Annotated in this window: 11 protein-coding genes; 3 read left to right on the plus strand and 8 right to left on the minus strand. The window is 72.1% G+C overall.

Annotation, left to right across the window (positions count from 1 at the left end):
- Positions 1-130 precede the first annotated feature (130 nt).
- Together CW362_RS29985 and CW362_RS29990 are read right to left on the minus strand one after the other, a co-directional pair.
- Positions 131-1,435 (minus strand): hypothetical protein, encoded by a 1,305-nt coding sequence (locus tag CW362_RS29985; protein ID WP_103552747.1) that lies wholly within the window; start codon positions 1,433-1,435, stop codon positions 131-133.
- Positions 1,436-1,762: 327 nt separating this feature from the next.
- Entirely contained in the window at positions 1,763-2,557 is a 795-nt protein-coding gene (locus CW362_RS29990) for a class II aldolase/adducin family protein (protein ID WP_103552748.1), read from the minus strand.
- A gap of 155 nt (positions 2,558-2,712) precedes the next feature.
- On the opposite strand from CW362_RS29990, the gene CW362_RS29995 reads away from it, so the two are divergent.
- Entirely contained in the window at positions 2,713-3,183 is a 471-nt protein-coding gene (locus CW362_RS29995) for a pyridoxamine 5'-phosphate oxidase family protein (RefSeq protein WP_103552749.1), read from the plus strand.
- A 31-nt stretch (positions 3,184-3,214) separates the two neighbouring features.
- Here CW362_RS29995 and guaA read toward each other — a convergent pair whose 3' ends face one another.
- Positions 3,215-4,795: a glutamine-hydrolyzing GMP synthase gene (gene guaA / locus CW362_RS30000; RefSeq protein ID WP_103552750.1), complete on the minus strand. Its 1,581-nt coding sequence runs from the start codon at positions 4,793-4,795 to the stop codon at positions 3,215-3,217.
- A 329-nt stretch (positions 4,796-5,124) separates the two neighbouring features.
- On the opposite strand from guaA, the gene CW362_RS30005 reads away from it, so the two are divergent.
- Positions 5,125-5,409 (plus strand): chorismate mutase, encoded by a 285-nt coding sequence (locus tag CW362_RS30005; RefSeq protein WP_103552751.1) that lies wholly within the window; start codon positions 5,125-5,127, stop codon positions 5,407-5,409.
- A gap of 534 nt (positions 5,410-5,943) precedes the next feature.
- On the opposite strand, the gene CW362_RS30010 is transcribed toward CW362_RS30005, so the two are convergent.
- Complete coding sequence (locus tag CW362_RS30010; protein WP_167455642.1) at positions 5,944-7,146, minus strand: hypothetical protein; 1,203 nt, start codon at positions 7,144-7,146, stop codon at positions 5,944-5,946.
- Positions 7,147-7,476: 330 nt separating this feature from the next.
- Between CW362_RS30010 and CW362_RS30015 the strand changes: the two genes are divergently transcribed.
- Positions 7,477-8,349: an LAETG motif-containing sortase-dependent surface protein gene (locus CW362_RS30015; RefSeq protein WP_338069086.1), complete on the plus strand. Its 873-nt coding sequence runs from the start codon at positions 7,477-7,479 to the stop codon at positions 8,347-8,349.
- A 170-nt stretch (positions 8,350-8,519) separates the two neighbouring features.
- Here CW362_RS30015 and CW362_RS30020 read toward each other — a convergent pair whose 3' ends face one another.
- The 4 genes from CW362_RS30020 to CW362_RS30035 form a co-directional block, all read right to left on the minus strand.
- A complete protein-coding gene (locus CW362_RS30020) occupies positions 8,520-10,325 on the minus strand; it encodes a GMC family oxidoreductase (protein WP_103552753.1) in 1,806 nt (601 codons plus the stop codon).
- A 75-nt stretch (positions 10,326-10,400) separates the two neighbouring features.
- A complete protein-coding gene (locus CW362_RS30025; RefSeq protein WP_240658109.1) occupies positions 10,401-12,278 on the minus strand; it encodes a succinic semialdehyde dehydrogenase in 1,878 nt (625 codons plus the stop codon).
- A gap of 240 nt (positions 12,279-12,518) precedes the next feature.
- Positions 12,519-14,174: a serine/threonine-protein kinase gene (locus CW362_RS30030; protein WP_103552754.1), complete on the minus strand. Its 1,656-nt coding sequence runs from the start codon at positions 14,172-14,174 to the stop codon at positions 12,519-12,521.
- A gap of 108 nt (positions 14,175-14,282) precedes the next feature.
- Positions 14,283-15,899 carry a serine/threonine-protein kinase gene (locus CW362_RS30035; RefSeq protein ID WP_103552755.1) on the minus strand — a complete coding sequence of 539 codons (1,617 nt, stop codon included), beginning with the start codon at positions 15,897-15,899 and terminating at the stop codon, positions 14,283-14,285.
- Positions 15,900-15,969 lie beyond the last annotated feature (70 nt).

Below are 15,969 nucleotides of genomic sequence, written 5' to 3' on the forward strand. Positions count from 1 at the left end.
GCCGGTACATCGATGCCCGTCGCCACCGACGCCCACATCCCTGTCCGACGGCGACGGGCTGATGCACCGGCACGGCCCCGCCCCACGACGCACCGGCACCGCACCCGCGAACCGCCAGAGGCGAGCACCCTCAGTCCGTGACCTCGATCTCGTACCGGTTCGTCTCGACACCCGCCGCCGTGACCACCTGCACCTCCACCCGCCCCGGCTCCACATCCACCGGCACCGGCACCGTCAGCACCGCGTCCGTGGGATTGCCGAACCCCCCGGACACCGGCACCAACGGCACGTGCACGTGCACCGCCCCTATCCGGACGACCATCCGCGACAGCCGGTCCGCGGTCTGCGCGCCGGGCGGCACGAACCCGGCACCCCGGATCTCGATGTCGTCCCCGGTGCGGATCGGCGCGTCCAGGTCGCCCGCCTCACGGGACCGGACCACGGAGAGGATCACCGGCCGCCCGCCCTCGGCGTACTTCCCGGCGAGATAGGTCGCGGCCGACACCAGCACCAGCAGGGCCAGTCCCCACGGAAGATCGGGCAACTGCGACGGCCGCCGCGCCAGCCGCACCGCCGCGAAGACCAGGGCGACCCCGCTGATCACGACGTACTGGATGTCGGCGAAGCTCCCCCGCCCGGCGTCGTCGGTCAGCAGGTCCGCGGCGCGCGGCCGGTGCGCGCGGACCTTCTGCAGCCGCTGCCCCAGCACCCTCAGCCCGACCACCCGCCGCACCAGCACCGCGACCCCGCAGACCACGGCGACGACGGTCACGACACCGGCGGCCCGGGCGAGTTCGAACCCGGCGACGATTTCGTCCCGGCGGCCGGGCGCCGAGGCCGCCGCCAGCTGTCCCACCAGCACGAGCACCGCGTACACCGTGAGCAGCACCCAGCCGGCGGCCACCGCGCGCGAGGTGGAGAGCCGGTTGTCCTCACCGATGACCGGCGCGAGAGCCCCGCCCCGCGCCCGGTGCAGCCAGGCCGCCCCGGTCAGGAGTCCGGCCGACACGACCGCGGCGAGCAGCCCCGCCGTCCGCGCCGCCGTCCAGCCGGCCCCGATCGCGGTGAGCGCCTGCACGAGCAGGAGGACGACGACGCCGGTCCAGACGGTGTACGCGGTGTAGCGCCACAGCCGGCCCAGCCACGCCTCGCCCTCCAGACGGCCCCGTTCGGCGACGGCGTCCGCGGCCTGGGTGAGTTCGTCGGACACCCACTGCCGGGACGCGGAGGCGGAGTGCGCGACACCGGCGGGCAGTCCCTGTCCGGACGCCAGCGCGTCGCGCTTGGCGAGGAACGCGGCGACAGCCCGCCGGTGCCCCGCACGCGCCCCGTGCGGGCAGTCCCCGCACGTACAGCCGCCCTCGTGCCCGCCCGGCTCCCCGCCGACGCCTCCGCCCGGCCCGCCACCCGGACCACCGCTCCGTCCGGTGACCACCCCGGCCCCCGGCACGGCACGGTGTCCCGCACCATGTCCCGCCCCCTGCACAGCCACGCCCGCTGCCGCCTTCCCGCGCCAGAAAAACTCCGTAAAAGTGGAATGTCACGAAAATCCGGCTGCCGCGCCCCCACGCGACGGCCCTCCTGTGACGACAGCGAATTGTGCCGTACGAAGCGCCGCGCGCACGCCCCAGGTCGGTCCGGCGCGGGGAGAACGGGCGCCCCCTCGCCGGCCCGGCCGACCTGATCCGCCGGACGGACAGGCTCTAGGGCCTGTCCGACCATTCCCGTCTGCCGGGCGACGGCCCGAATGGTCGGACAGGCCCTAGTCGAGGAGATCCGGTTCGCTGCGGGTGATGTCCCGCCACAGCGGCTGGTAGTTGATCCACGCCACCAGGTCTCCGCCGAGCTGTTCGCGCGTGGCGACCGCCTGCTTGTGGCCGATGAGGACGGGCCGGCCCGCGGCCTTCGCGGTGAGCTGGACCTGGCTGGACCGTTCCATGGACAGGAACCACCAGGCCGCCGCGTCCACCGAGTCCCCGACGGTCAGCAGCCCGTGGTTGCGCAGCACCAGCGCCTTGCGGCTGCCCAGCGCGGACGCGATCCTGCGCCCCTCCTCGGCGTCGACGGCGACTCCGGTGTAGGCGTCGTAGAGCGCGTGGTCTTCGTAGAACGCGCAGCTCTCCTGGGTGATCGGATCGAGCAGGTCGCCGAGGGCGGCGAGGGCGCGGCCGTGCACGGAGTGGCAGTGGGCGACGGCGACGACGTCGGGGCGGGCCGCGTGGACCTGGGAGTGCACGGTGAACGCCGCCTGGTTCACGTGGTAGCGGCCCTCGATCACCTGGCCGTCCCGGTTGGCCATGACCAGATCGCTCACGGTGACGTGCTTGAACGGCATGCCGAAGGGATTGACCCAGAAGCAGTCGCTGTACTCCGGGTCGCGTGCCGTGATGTGCCCGGAGACGCCGTCCTCGAAGCCGAGCCGTCCGAACAGCCGCAGCGCGCCGGCCAGCCGCTCCTTGCGGTGCCGTCGTTCGTCGTCCGTCGACTCGTGCATCGGCGGCATGGCGAAGCGGAGCTGGTCGGTGGGGCGGGGCAGCGGCGGAGTGGGCCCGTGCATCTGTCCTCCAGCACTGGCGTGTTCGGTACGAGCGGAAGTTACCCGGGGTCAGCGCAGGAGAACAGGGGTGTTCGGGGGGAGAAAAAATCAGGACGGACGAGGGACACAGGGAAAACTCGACAGAAGATGTCGGGTATGGGCGCCAGACTCGGGCCATGAACTGGGCAGCCCTCTCCACGGCCGAACCGGACCTGGCCGACACCGTCGAACAGCGCTTCGGCGCCTTCACCCACCACGTCCTCGCGACCCTCCGCAAGGACGGCTCGCCCCGCACCTCCGGCATCGAGGTGCGCTTCCTGGACGGCGAGCTGTGGCTCGGCATGATGCCGGGCTCCCTCAAGGCGCTCGACCTGCGCCGGGACCCGCGCTTCGCGCTCCAGGCGAACCCGGGGGCCGGTACGGACATGGGCGGCGGCGACGTGCGGATCAGCGGGCGGGCCGTCGAGGTGGGCGACGGAGTCCCCGCCAAGGCCGCGTACGTGAAAGAGGTGGAACCGCCGGAGCCGTTCCACCTCTTCCGCACCGAGCTGACGGAGGTCACACGGACCTACGTGGAGGACGACACGTATCTGGTCGTCCAGGTCTGGAAGCCCGGCGTGCCGGTGCGCACGCTCAAGCGGACCTGAGGCGGGAGCGCCGCCCCCGCCGGCGGGAGGACTACTCCCACTCGATGGTGCCCGGGGGCTTGCTCGTCACGTCGAGCACGACGCGGTTGACGTCGGCGACCTCGTTCGTGATGCGGGTCGAGATCTTCGCCAGCGTCTCGTACGGCAGCCGCGACCAGTCGGCCGTCATGGCGTCCTCGCTGGACACCGGACGGAGCACGATCGGGTGACCGTAGGTGCGGCCGTCGCCCTGGACGCCCACGCTGCGCACGTCGGCGAGCAGGACGACCGGGCACTGCCAGATCTCACGGTCGAGACCGGCGGCGGTGAGCTCCTCACGGGCGATCGCGTCGGCCTGGCGGAGCAGGTCCAGACGCTCCTTGGTCACCTCACCGACGATGCGGATGCCGAGGCCGGGACCGGGGAACGGCTGGCGCTGGACGATCTCCTCGGGCAGGCCGAGCTCCTGGCCGACCATCCGGACCTCGTCCTTGAACAGCTTGCGCAGCGGCTCGACGAGCTCGAACTCCAGGTCCTCCGGGAGACCGCCCACGTTGTGGTGGGACTTGATGTTCGCGGTGCCGGTGCCGCCGCCGGACTCGACCACGTCCGGGTAGAGCGTGCCCTGGACCAGGAACGCGACGTCCTCGCCCTCGGCGGCCTCGGCGATGATCTCCGCCTGGGCCTGCTCGAAGACGCGGATGAACTCGCGTCCGATGATCTTCCGCTTCTCCTCGGGGTCCGAGACGCCCTTGAGCGCGGTGAGGAAGCGCTCCTCCGCGTCCACGACCTTGAGCTGCACGCCGGTCGCGGCGACGAAGTCCTTCTCGACCTGCTCGGTCTCGCCCTGGCGCATCAGACCGTGGTCGACGTACACACAGGTGAGCTGGGAGCCGATGGCCTTCTGGACGAGGGCCGCGGCGACCGCCGAGTCCACTCCGCCGGACAGGCCGCAGATCGCGCGCTTGGTGCCGACCTGCTCGCGGATCAGGGCGACCTGCTCGTCGATGACGTTGCCGGTGGTCCAGGACGGGGTGAGACCCGCGCCGCGGTACAGGAAGTGCTCCAGGACCTGCTGGCCGTGCGTGGAGTGCATGACCTCGGGGTGGTACTGGACGCCGTAGAGCTTCTTCTCGTCGTTCTCGAAGGCGGCGACCGGGACGACGTCCGTGGAGGCCGTGACGGTGAAGCCCTCGGGGGCGGCGGAGCAGGCGTCGCCGTGCGACATCCACACGGGCTGCTCGTCCGGGGTGCCCTCGAACAGGGTGGAGCCGGACTTCGAGACGTGCAGCGGGGTGCGGCCGTACTCGCGGGCGCCGGTGTTGTCGACCGTGCCGCCGAGGGCCGTGGCCATCAGCTGGAAGCCGTAGCACATGCCGAAGACGGGGACGCCCGCCTCGAAGATCTCGCGGTCCAGGCGCGGAGCGCCCTCCGCGTAGACCGACGAGGGGCCGCCGGAGAGGATGATCGCGGCGGGGTTCTTGGCGAGCATCTCCTGGACCGGCATGGTGCTCGGCACGATCTCGCTGTAGACCCGGGCCTCACGGACGCGACGGGCGATGAGCTGGGCGTACTGCGCACCGAAGTCGACGACCAGGACGGTGTCGGGGGCGGCGGGGGACGCTTCTGGCACGGTCTGCCTTCCGGCGGTGAGCAAAAGGGTGTGTACGGCCGATTCTACCGGGGGCCGCGGCGGGCCCGGCCCCCGCGGGGTTTCCGGCCCCCGGTCTCACCATCCGAACCGGCTTGGCCGGCGCCGCCGCGGGCGTGCATACTGCCGTCATGCTCACGCAGACGACCTTCCTGTTTACCTATGGCAACCGGCCCACCGGCTGCCATGGTCGTGCTGCTTGAGCAACTGACAAGCGACTTCCCAGGCGCCCCGGGCCGACAAGGCCCGGGGCGCCTGCCGTTTCCGGGCCCTGCCGCCCCGGGGCACCCCTTCCAGCGAGGAGCCCCACCATGGCCGACGTACTCGACAAGACCGGCGCCCGCACCGACGAGGCCGCCGGTGTCATCGCCGGCGCCCGTGAGCGCATCGACGCCCTCGACGACCGGATCATCGGTCTCGTGCAAGAACGGATGGCCGTCTCGGCCGTGATCCAGGAGGCGCGGATCACCTCCGGCGGCCGCCGGGTGAACCTCTCCAGGGAGATGGAGGTCCTCGGCCACTACCGGGACGCGCTCGGCAAGCCGGGCACCGCGCTGGCGATGACGCTGCTCGAACTGTGCCGCGGCCGCATCTGAGCGGCGCACCCCCGCACCCCGGGCAGCCACGCCGTCGGCACCCCGCACCCCCGGCGCACCCGACGCACGCACGTACGCATTCCCTGTCACCCGTACGGCGCGCATCCCGGGCGGCGCGGGCTTCGTTTCTTCAGGTGTCCGTGTCAGCCAGGGGCGGGCCCGAAAGAACCACGCGTGGCTTCACTGGAGCGATGAGACGCACGGATCGTGCCGTGCGTCGTGGGACCTCGCTCCAGGCCGTGCGACCGGACGGCAGGGGACAGCAGCCCGGTCGCTGCAAGAGAACGGTCGGCCCCGGGGACGCCCGGGGCCGTCCGACGGAACTCGTCCGGGCCGTCGTCGCGGGCGCGCCCTCGTGTGCCGCCGTGTGCGAACCGGCGGCCGCTCCCGTCGACCGGCGGCGCTTCCCCCGACGCCGCTTCGAGGCACCGGCGCGCCCTGACGTCGGTGCTGCCGGGCGAAGGGCCCCGCGGACACGCGTCCCGCGGGGCCCTTCGCCGTACCCGGAACGCCTGCGCCAGGGTAAGGACGCCGTCAGGTGCGGGACAGCGTGCCGCAGTCTCCCGTGGGCGAGTCCCGAAGGTCACGGCTGCGGTCGTACGGGTCGGTGGTCGGGCCGGTCGGCGGCGCGCCGGTGGGTGCGGTCGAGTCGAACAGCGGGTGCAGGAAACCGTCGTGGACGTAGCAGGCGGAGTTGCCGATCTCCTGGTCGTAGCGACGGATCATCACCCTGCCCGGCGTGACCCGGAATTTCCTCGGGTTCAGGAAGTCGATGTCGAGAACACGGCGCACGATGGTGCGCGTCACCTCGTCCGTGTTCCCCTTCGCCGAGGAGACCGGGTAGACGAAGGTGTAGTCGGCGTGGATGGCGACGGCCCCGTCCTTGCCGGCCTCGAACGTGATCCGGCCGCGCGTCTTGACCACGTTCCCGACCAGGCGCACCTCGCGCGGGTCGAAGCGGCTGAACAGGGTGAGCGGGTCGTGCTTCTCGTCCGGCGCGCGCAGCTTGCGGTCGATGTCGTCGATCATGTGGGGCTGCTTGGGATCGAGGACGGCGATGGCCGCCGCGGGGCGCTCGCCGCGCAGGGTCGCCGGGTCGAGGTTGGCCCCGACGAGCAGGTTCTTGGTCCCGCGCAGCGCGGTGGCCACCTGTTCCTTCGTGAGGGAACCGACCGCGGTGGCCTTCGGGACGACGATCGCGTCGGTGCCGTCGCCCCAGCGCTCGGCGGGCGATCCGGCGAACGGCCGCTCCCTGGTGGGCTTCCGGGAGGCCTGGGCGGAGGGTGGCGTGGTCGGGGCGGCGGTCTCGGCAGGAAGTTCGGGACCGGCCGACGCGGGCCCGCCCGAGCCGTCGAAGAGGCCGCCGGGCAGCAGGGACGGCTTCATCGCGACGACGGCCACGGCGACGGCGAGCGGGATTCCGAGGACCGCCCACAGCTTGCGGCGCCGGGCGGCGCGCTCGTTCGCCTCACGCCGGGCGGGATTCGTCCGCCAGCCCTCGGGCTGCGCGGCCGACCGCGCCTCCTTCTTCCGGAAGCCCCGGCGGGCGGCCCGCTCGGCCTCCAACTCGTCCTGGAGGCGCAGCCGTTCCGTCACCATGCGCGCCCGGGCGGAGGGCTCCTTCGGCGCCGTGGAGCGGATGTCGCGTTCGCTGTCGCGCGCGAAGCGTTCCCACACATCGTCAGGAACCGTCGGCTCGTTGGTTTCCTCAGGCTGCTGATCAGACACGAGGACCATTTCTAAGCGTCTCGAACGGGCGTGCGCAAGCCACACCTCCGTGTGACCCAGCACACATAAGAATTATGTGAAGTACGGGACAACCATTCCCAGCCTTCGCCGGTCTCCTCTGCAGAACCAACGGCCACAACCGCGTTCACGCACGGGGGCCGCACACAAACGCCATAATCGCGCCGCGCATGCACGGCGCACTGGATATCCGAGGTCTTCATGAAGCTTCGCCGTGCCATGGCCACTGCGGCCGCGACGGCTGTCATAGCCCCGCTCGCGTTGCTGTCGGTCGCGCCGGCCGCGTTCGCGGAAGAAGAAAGCCCGTCCCCGAGTGCGAGCGTGTCCGAGTCCGCAACCGAGTCGGCCTCGCCGAGCCCGACCGAGTCGGCCCCCGAGCCGTCCGGCTCGGAGTCGGCTCCCGAGCCGAGCACCTCCGCCTCCGCCTCCACCTCCGCGTCCGCCCCGGCCCCGAGCGGCTCCGCCTCGGAGTCGGCGCCCGCGCCGAGCACCTCCGCGTCGGCGTCGGAGTCCCCCGACCCCGAGCCCTCCGAGTGCTCGGACTCCAAGGTCGACGTCTCCATCACGGGCCTGCCCGGCAAGATCGCGGCGGGCAGCGGCTGGCACAAGTTCTCCCTGAACGTCGCGAACAACTCCGAATCCACCCTGAGCGACCTCGGCTACTTCGCCGGCGCCTCCTCCGACGAGGCCGGCGAGAACCTCTTCGAGAGCAAGAAGGTCCAGCTCCAGGCGTACAACGAGGTCGACAAGGCCTGGGAGAACGTCGACGAGGACGGGGCCGCGGTCGGCTTCGTCGGCTACACCGACGAGCTCAAGCCCGGCTACGAGGTCGACATCCCGCTGCGCATCAACGTGCACTCCAACGCCCCGGTCGGCGCCGGCTTCTCCCTCGGCGCCAGCATCTACGGCGACGCCGACGCGGAGTGCTTCGGCTACGGCGAGGTCGCCTACAAGTTCCAGATCGTCAAGGCCGGCACGGACACCGACGGCACCAAGCCGCAGGAAGGCGGCAAGGTCCCGGTCTCGGACAAGCCCGCCGACAAGAGCAACACCCCGCAGGTCAACGGCAGCCTCGCCGAGACGGGCTCCAGCTCCGCCCTGCCGATGATCGGCCTCGCCGGCGGCATCGCCGTCGTCGCCGGCGCCGGTGCGCTGGTCGTCGTCCGTCGCCGCAAGTCCGGCGCGAGCGCGTAACACCGCGGCACCGCACGGCTGACGCGGACGTCGGCCCCGTACGAAGAGAAGGACCTGCGCTCGGAGGGGGGCGCAGGTCCTTCTTTTCGTCGTACCGGACTTCGCAGCACCGGACATCGCCGCAATGGGCTTCTCCGTACGGGACTTCGCCGCCCGGAGCGGATCCCGGGCTACGGCTTCGGCGGCACCGCGGGCATGCCCAGGAACGGCAGCCGCAGCGCGCCGAAGGCGTCCGCGGGGACGGCGGGGCTGTGCGGCTCCACCGCCTTCAGACGCTCGTACGAGGCTCCGGGCGCCGGACGCGGATCGGCCTCGCCCTTGTTGGGCCAGAACGACATGGCCCGTTCGGCCTGCGCGGTGATGGTGAGCGACGGGTTGACGCCGAGGTTCGCGGAGACGGCGGCGCCGTCGACGACGGAGATGCCCGGGTGGCCGTAGAGCCGGTGGTACGGGTCGATGACGCCCTCCTCGGCACCGGCGCCGATCGGACAGCCGCCGAGGAAGTGCGCGGTGAGCGGGGTGCCCATCAGCTCTCCGACGTTGCTGCCCGGGAAGCCGTTGATCTCCTCGGCGAGGGCGGAGGCGGCCCGTGAAGCGGCCTCGATCTGCTTGGGGTTGGGCGCGCCGTGCCCCTGCCGTGCCGTCAACAGCCCCTTGCCCGCGCCCTTGGGCTTGAGGTAGGTCGTCAGGGAGTTGTCGAGCGACTGCATCACCAGCCCGATGATGGTGCGTTCGGACCAGCGGCGGTTGGAGAGCGACCGGAGCACGAGCAGCGGGTGCCGGGCCGCGTTGACGAGCCACCCCGCCACCCTCGACGAGCCCTCCGCGTAGGGGACCTGGAGGATGGACATGCCGCCCATCGCGTTGGAGCCCTTGCCGTAGCGGACGGGTTCGATGTGGGTGTCCTCGTCCGGGTGGATCGAGGAGGTGATGGCCACCCCGCGGGTGAAGTCGGCCTTCGTGCCGTGCGCCTTGCGGTAGCGGCGGTCGTCGGTCTGCGCGCCCACCAGCGCCTCGGAGTTGGTGCGGGTCAGCTCGCCCAGCCGCTTCGACAGGTACGGCAGCTGACCGCCGGCCTTCATGCGGTGCAGCAGCGTCTGGGTGCCGTAGGTGCCGGCCGCGAGGACGACCCGGTGCGCGGTGAACGTCCGCCCCTCGCCCTTGCGCCGGTCGTCCGTCGGGAGGGTCTGGACGGCGTAGCCGCCGCGTGAGTCGTCGGTGACGGACACGACGGTCGTCATGGGGTGGACGACCGCGCCCGCCTTCTCGGCGAGGTGGAGGTAGTTCTCGTTGAGGGTGTTCTTGGCTCCGTGACGGCAGCCGGTCATGCACTCGCCGCACTCGGTGCAGGCCTTGCGCGAGGGCCCGACGCCCCCGAAGTACGGGTCGGCGACCTCCGCACCGGGCTTGGCGCCGGACGAGCCGTCCGCGTCCCGCCCGTCGCCGAAGAAGACGCCGACGGGCGCCATGTGGAAGGTGTCGCCCACGCCCATCCGTTCCGCGGCGGCCTTGAGGTGCACGTCCGACGGGGTCATGGTCGGGTTGAGCCGCACGCCCAGCATGCGCTTGGCCTGGTCGTAGTACGGCTTCAGCTCCTCCTCCCAGTCGGTGATGTCCTTCCACTGCGGGTCCTCGAAGAACGGCTTCGGCGGTACGTAGAGGGTGTTGGCGTAGTTGAGCGAACCGCCCCCCACGCCCGCCCCCGCGAGCACCATCACGTTGCCCAGCAGATGGATGCGCTGGATGCCGTACATGCCGAGCCGCGGCGCCCAGAGGTAGTTCTTGATGTCCCAGGAGTTCTTGGGGAGCGTGTCGCGGGTGAAGCGCCGGCCGGCTTCGAGGACGCCTACGCGGTACCCCTTCTCCGTCAGCCGCAGGGCGGTGACGGAACCGCCGAAGCCGGAGCCGACGACGACCACGTCGTAGTCGTACGTCTCCTCGTCCGGCTGTTCCTGGACAGAGCTCTCCTGTGACACGTGCCGCTCTCCTCGTCGAGACCGTTGAGAACCGTTGGTTGAGGACCGTTGTGGGATCCGTCGGGGACCGGCGGGCTACCGCAGCCGGAGCGCCTTCATGACCTTCAGGCTCCGGCTCATGAACGCCGCGTACTTCTCGTCGTCCATGCCGAGGGACGGCGCCATCGGCAGCAGCCTCTGGTGGGCGACGGTCTGCGCCTCGGTGTACTTGAGGATGCCCTCGGAGCCGTGTCGGCGGCCGAGGCCGGAGTCCTTCATGCCGCCCATCGGCGACTGGACGCTGCCGTACGCGGGCGCGTACCCCTCGTTGACGTTCACCGTGCCGGTCCGCAGCCGGGCCGCGAGCGCGCGACCGCGCCGGCCGTCCTTCGTCCAGACGGAGGAGTTGAGGCCGTACGCGGTGGAGTTGGCGCGCTCGACGACCTCGTCCTCGGTCTTGAAGCGATAGACGGAGACGACCGGCCCGAAGGTCTCCTCGGCGCAGACGGCCATCGGGGCCTCCACTCCGTCGAGGATGGTGGGCTCGTAGAAGTACGGGCCGACGTCGGGCCGGGCGACACCGCCGGCGACGACCCTGGCCCCCTTGGCGACGGCTTCCTCGACGTGCCGCGTCACGGTCTCCAGCTGGCGCTCCCCGACCAGCGAGCCCATGTCCGCCCCGTACGCGAGGGAGGTGCCGAGCCGCAGGGCCCTGGTCTTGGCGGCGAACCGCTCCGTGAAGGCGTCGGCTATCGACTCGTGGACGTACAGCCGCTCGATGGAGATGCAGAGCTGTCCGGCGGAGGAGAAGCAGGCGCGGACGGCACCGGCGGCCGCCTTCTCGAGGTCGGCGTCCTCCAGGACCACCATGGCGTTCTTGCCGCCGAGTTCGAGGGAGACGCCGACCAGACGGGCGGCCGCGCCCTGGGCGACCTCACGGCCGGTCCGGGTCGAGCCCGTGAAGGAGACGTAGTCGGCGTGCCGGACGACCTCGGGTCCGACGACCGGGCCGTCGCCGATGACGACCTGGAAGACCTCGGCGGGCAGTCCGGCCTCGATCAGCAGGTCGCGCGCCCACAGGGCGGTCAGGCAGGTCTCGGTGTCGGGCTTCATGACGACCGCGTTGCCCGCGACGAAGGCCGGCAGGGCGTCGCCGACCGACAGCTCCAGCGGGTAGTTCCAGGGCGCGATCTGCCCGACGACACCGCGCGGGTGCCGCAGTTCGGTGACCTTGGTGAGGGTGGGCATCGCACCCGCGTGGCGCTTGGGGCGCAGGTAGGAGGGGGCCTTGAGCCCGTAGTGCCGCGCGGCGACCAGGACGGCCTGGACCTCCTCGTGGGCGTGCAGCCGGGTCTTGCCGGTCTCCAGCTGGACGAGGTCCAGGACCTCGGCCTGACGGGCGAGCACGAGGTCGTGGAAGCGCAGCAGGACGGCGGCGCGGCGCCGGACCGGGGTGGCCGCCCAGGCACCCTGGGCGGCGCGGGCCCGCTCGAAGGCCTTCTCGACGTCCTCCGGGGTCGACTCGGGCACGTCGGCGAGCTTCTCGCCGGTGAACGGCGTGTGGTTGACGGTCCGCCCGGAACCGGCCACTCCCCTGGTGAGCTGCGCGACGAGCTCGGGGGTGACCACGTCGGCGGCGGTACGGGCGCCGGCCGGGGCGGGAGCGAGGGGGTTGGTGCCGAGGGCGACGGGGGTGGCGGCCGCTCCGGCGGCGGGCTCGTCCGCGTCGGCCGGATCCGCGGTGCCGGGCGTCTCGTCGACGGTGGCGGGCGTCTCTCCGGCACCCGCCGCACCGGTCGCGGTGTCCGTGGTGCCCGCGGCGTCCGTGGCGTCCGTGGCGTCCGTGGCGTCCGTGGTGGCGGACGTCGGGTCCGCGTCGGTCGCGGCGGCCACGCCGACCGCCGTGTCGGTGCCGGCCGCCTCGTCGGCGCCGGTGCTTTCCGTGGCCTGCTCCGCGGCCTGCGAGTCCGTCATGAGCCGCAGGGTATGCCTCCTCGCCCCCTTTGGGTACCCGTCGGTAATGGCCTTTCACGGAGTACTCACACACTGCCAGTGATCACTGGCAGTAAATGCGCTGATCAGGGCGTTGTCGGCGCGACGATCATCAATGAATCGTTTCTCCGGTGCCGCTCGGACCACCCGGCACGAGGGCCCGGGCCACGGGCCTCCGTCGTCTCCCGTGCGCGCGGCCCCTCCGTCACGAGACCCTGAACGTCACGAGACCCTGAACGTGTCCACCGCGACGTCGAAGTACTCCTTCGCCTCCGTCACCCGGCCCACCGGCGCGGAGACCCAGACGTCGTACATCCGGCCGCCCTCCTCCCAGCACAGGTCGTAGGTGTGCCGGGGACCCTCCGCCTTGCTGAAGCCGTTCCAGGTGAACTCCCAGAGGGCGGCGGTGTGTCCGTCGTGCACCGTCCGGGCGACCGCGCCGTCGCGGTAGCCGGGGTTGTTGGCCGGCCCGGAGGCGTCCGCGCGCCGCATCACGCCCAGCGGACCGCCCGGCGCGGGATCGGCCACCTTGATACCGATGCGGAAGGTGTCCCCCGACGACATGTAGAAGATCCGCTCCCCCTGCGGATCGCGGGTGAAGCCGTCGGGCACGGCGAGCGAGAAGCCGTTCGCGTCGGAGGCGATGCGGTAGCCCGAGGGCGCGGTGCGGGCGGACGGCGTCCGGCGGCCGGTCACCGTGACGGTGGGACCGGCCTCGGTGGGCGGGGTCGACCGCGGGCCGGACGCCGGGGATCCGGTAGAGGAGGTGGAGGAGGTGCCCGGGGTGCGGGGCGTGCCCGGCGCGCTCGACGAGGCGGGCCTGCCGTCCCCTCCGCCGCCCATCAGCAGCGCGGCCGCGGACACTCCCGCACCGGCCATCGCGGCGACCAGCGCGGCGGTCACGAGGAGGCTGCGCGTGGACTGCCGGGGCGGGGCGTCGGCCACGGCGCCGGAGCCCGGCGACGGCTCGGGCGCGGGCCTGCGCAGGGACACATGGGGGATGTCCCGCCGCGTCGGCGTGTACGGGACCAGCAGCCGCGGGGTGCGGCCGGTGTCCCGGAAGGCGCGCAGCATCCGCTCCGCCTCCGCCGCGTCGAGCCGCCGCTCCGGGTCGCGCTCCAGCAGCCCTCGTACGACGGGCAGGAGCGGTGCGGCCTGGGCCGGCGGACGGATCTCGTCGACGACGACCGCGTGCAGGATCCCGCCGAGCGAGTCGCGCCGGAAGGGCGACGCCCCGCTCAGCACCGTGCACAGCAGCGCGCCGAGCGACCACAGGTCGGACTCGGGGCCGGTCCGCGCCCCGGCCATCCGCTCGGGCGCGGTGTACTCGGGCGAGCCGACGAACGAGCCGGTCTCGGTGAGTGTCGTCGCGCCCGCGACCTGGGCGATCCCGAAGTCGGTGAGCACGATGCGGTCGGTGCCCGCCTCGACGAGGACGTTGGCGGGCTTGAGGTCGCGGTGCAGGACGCCCGCCTCGTGGGCGCGGCGCAGTGCGCCGAGCAGGTCGATGCCGATGCGGGCGGCCTCGCGCGCGTCGACCGGTCCGTTCTCGGAGATCCGTTCGGCGAGCGAGCCGCCGTCGATCAACTCCATGACGATGTAAGGGCGTTCGTCGTCCTCGACGACGTCGTGGACGACGATGATGTGCGGGTGGTGCAGTTGCGCGACGGCCCGCGCCTCACGCAGGGTGCGGTCGCGCTGGAGCCGGGACTCCTCGGCCGAGAGCGAGTCGTCGACGGCCAGCTCCTTCACCGCGACCTTGCGGCCGAGCAGTTGGTCGGTGGCACGCCAGACGACGCCCATGCCGCCCCGGCCGATTCTGGTCTCCAGCCGGTACCGGCCCGCGATCACGCGGGCGTTCTCCCCCTCGGTCCCCATGCGTCCCATCATGCCGCACCGGACGCACGCCCTCCGTGACGGTGACCGGCCAAGCACGCGGCCGCCCCGGGACGGCCGACGGCCCGCTCCGGGCGGCTCGGACCCGGATCAGTCTTCCTGGAAGCTCCGCAGGATCCGGTCGAACTGCTCCTTGGTGGCGGTCCATTCGTCGGCCGGCGAGGACTCGTAGACGGCGTACTCGGTGCCGTCGCTCTTCATGTACCCGACGTCGATCGCGTGGTAGGGACCCGGGAAGTAGTGCGGCGCGTCCTTGGCCAGGGCATCCCATGTGTACTCCCAGCGGGCACCCGGCTGGTCGCGGAAAAGCTCCTCCTTGAGGAGCAGTTGCCGGTAGTCCCGCAACCGCCCCGCGAGGTTCTCGTCCAGATCGCTCATGTGCTTGTACGAGGAGCTGAAGTCCGGATCGGTGTCGACGGCGACCCGTACGAGGTGCTTGCCCTTGTCGGGCGAGTAGTCGACCTGCCGGAGACCGTCCTTGTCGATGGAGACGGACCGCACCCACCCCTTGGGCAGGTAGATGCTGAAGCCCACCGGGTCGTCGTGCCGCTTCCAACCGGCGGGAACCGTCCCCGGGCCGCCCTTGCCGCTCGGCTTGGCGTCGCCGCTCCGGGGCGACGACGTGGAGGCGGAGCCGTCGGGGCTGCCCGTGCCGCCTGCGCCGAAGTGCTGCAACGCGATCGCGACGCCCCCGCCGATGACCGCCGCGAGGGCGACGACCAGGGCGAACATACGCAGGCGGTGCCGCTTCTGCGGCGCGGGCACGGGCTCGATCGTCATCGGCCGGTACGGCGTGGTGGCGGCCGTCTGCACACGGGTGCCGCCGGTTCCCGGTTCCGCGGTGTCGTACGCCGCCCGTACCGTCGGCGTGTACGACTGCGCCGCGCTCGACGCCCGCCCCTCCGCCGCCTCGGCGAGCATCTGCTCGGCCTGCTCCGCACCGGGCCGATCGGCCGGATCCTTGCGCAGCAGTGCGGCGAGGACGGGTCCCAGCACACCCGCGTTGACCGGTTCCGCGGGCTCCTCCTCGACGACGGCCTGCATGGTGCCGATGGGCGAGGTGCGGCGGAACGGCGACCTGCCCTCCACCGCCGTGTACAGCGTGGCGCCGAGCGCCCACAGGTCGGACGCCGGGCCCGGGTCGTGGCCGCGCACCCGCTCCGGAGCGAGGTAGTCGACCGAGCCGACGACCTCTCCGGTGCGGGTGATGGTGGTGTCGCCGTCGATCTGGGCGATGCCGAAGTCGGTGAGCAGCACCCGGCGGTCGCGGCCGAGCAGGACGTTGCCCGGCTTGATGTCGCGGTGCAGCACGCCCGCCGCGTGCGCGGCGCGCAGGGCCCGAAGCACCCACAGACCGATGCGCGCGGCCTCGCGCGGCTCGATACGGCCGTGCTCCTTCACCGCGTCGGCCAGCGACTCGCCCTCGACCAGCTCCATCACGATCCAGGGGCGGCCGTCGTGTTCGAGGACGTCGTGCACGGTGACGACGGCCGAGTGGTTGATGCGCGCGGCGGCGCGGGCCTCGGCACGGGTGCGGGCCAGCAGGACGCTCTGCTCGCTCTCGGCGACGTACAGCGCGGCGGTCAGCTCCTTGACCGCGACGGCACGGTGCAGCACCTCATCATGGGCGCGCCAAACCCGGCCCATGCCACCGCTGCCGATGGATTCGACAAGCCGGTAGCGGCCCGCGAGGAGCAGGCCCTGCATCTGATTCACATTTCCCCGCAATGGTCTTGACAGGGTCAGACTAAAGAGCGGTGCCCACCCAGGGAACAAG

The organism is Streptomyces populi (assembly GCF_002911015.1).
Taxonomy (GTDB): domain Bacteria; phylum Actinomycetota; class Actinomycetes; order Streptomycetales; family Streptomycetaceae; genus Streptomyces; species Streptomyces populi.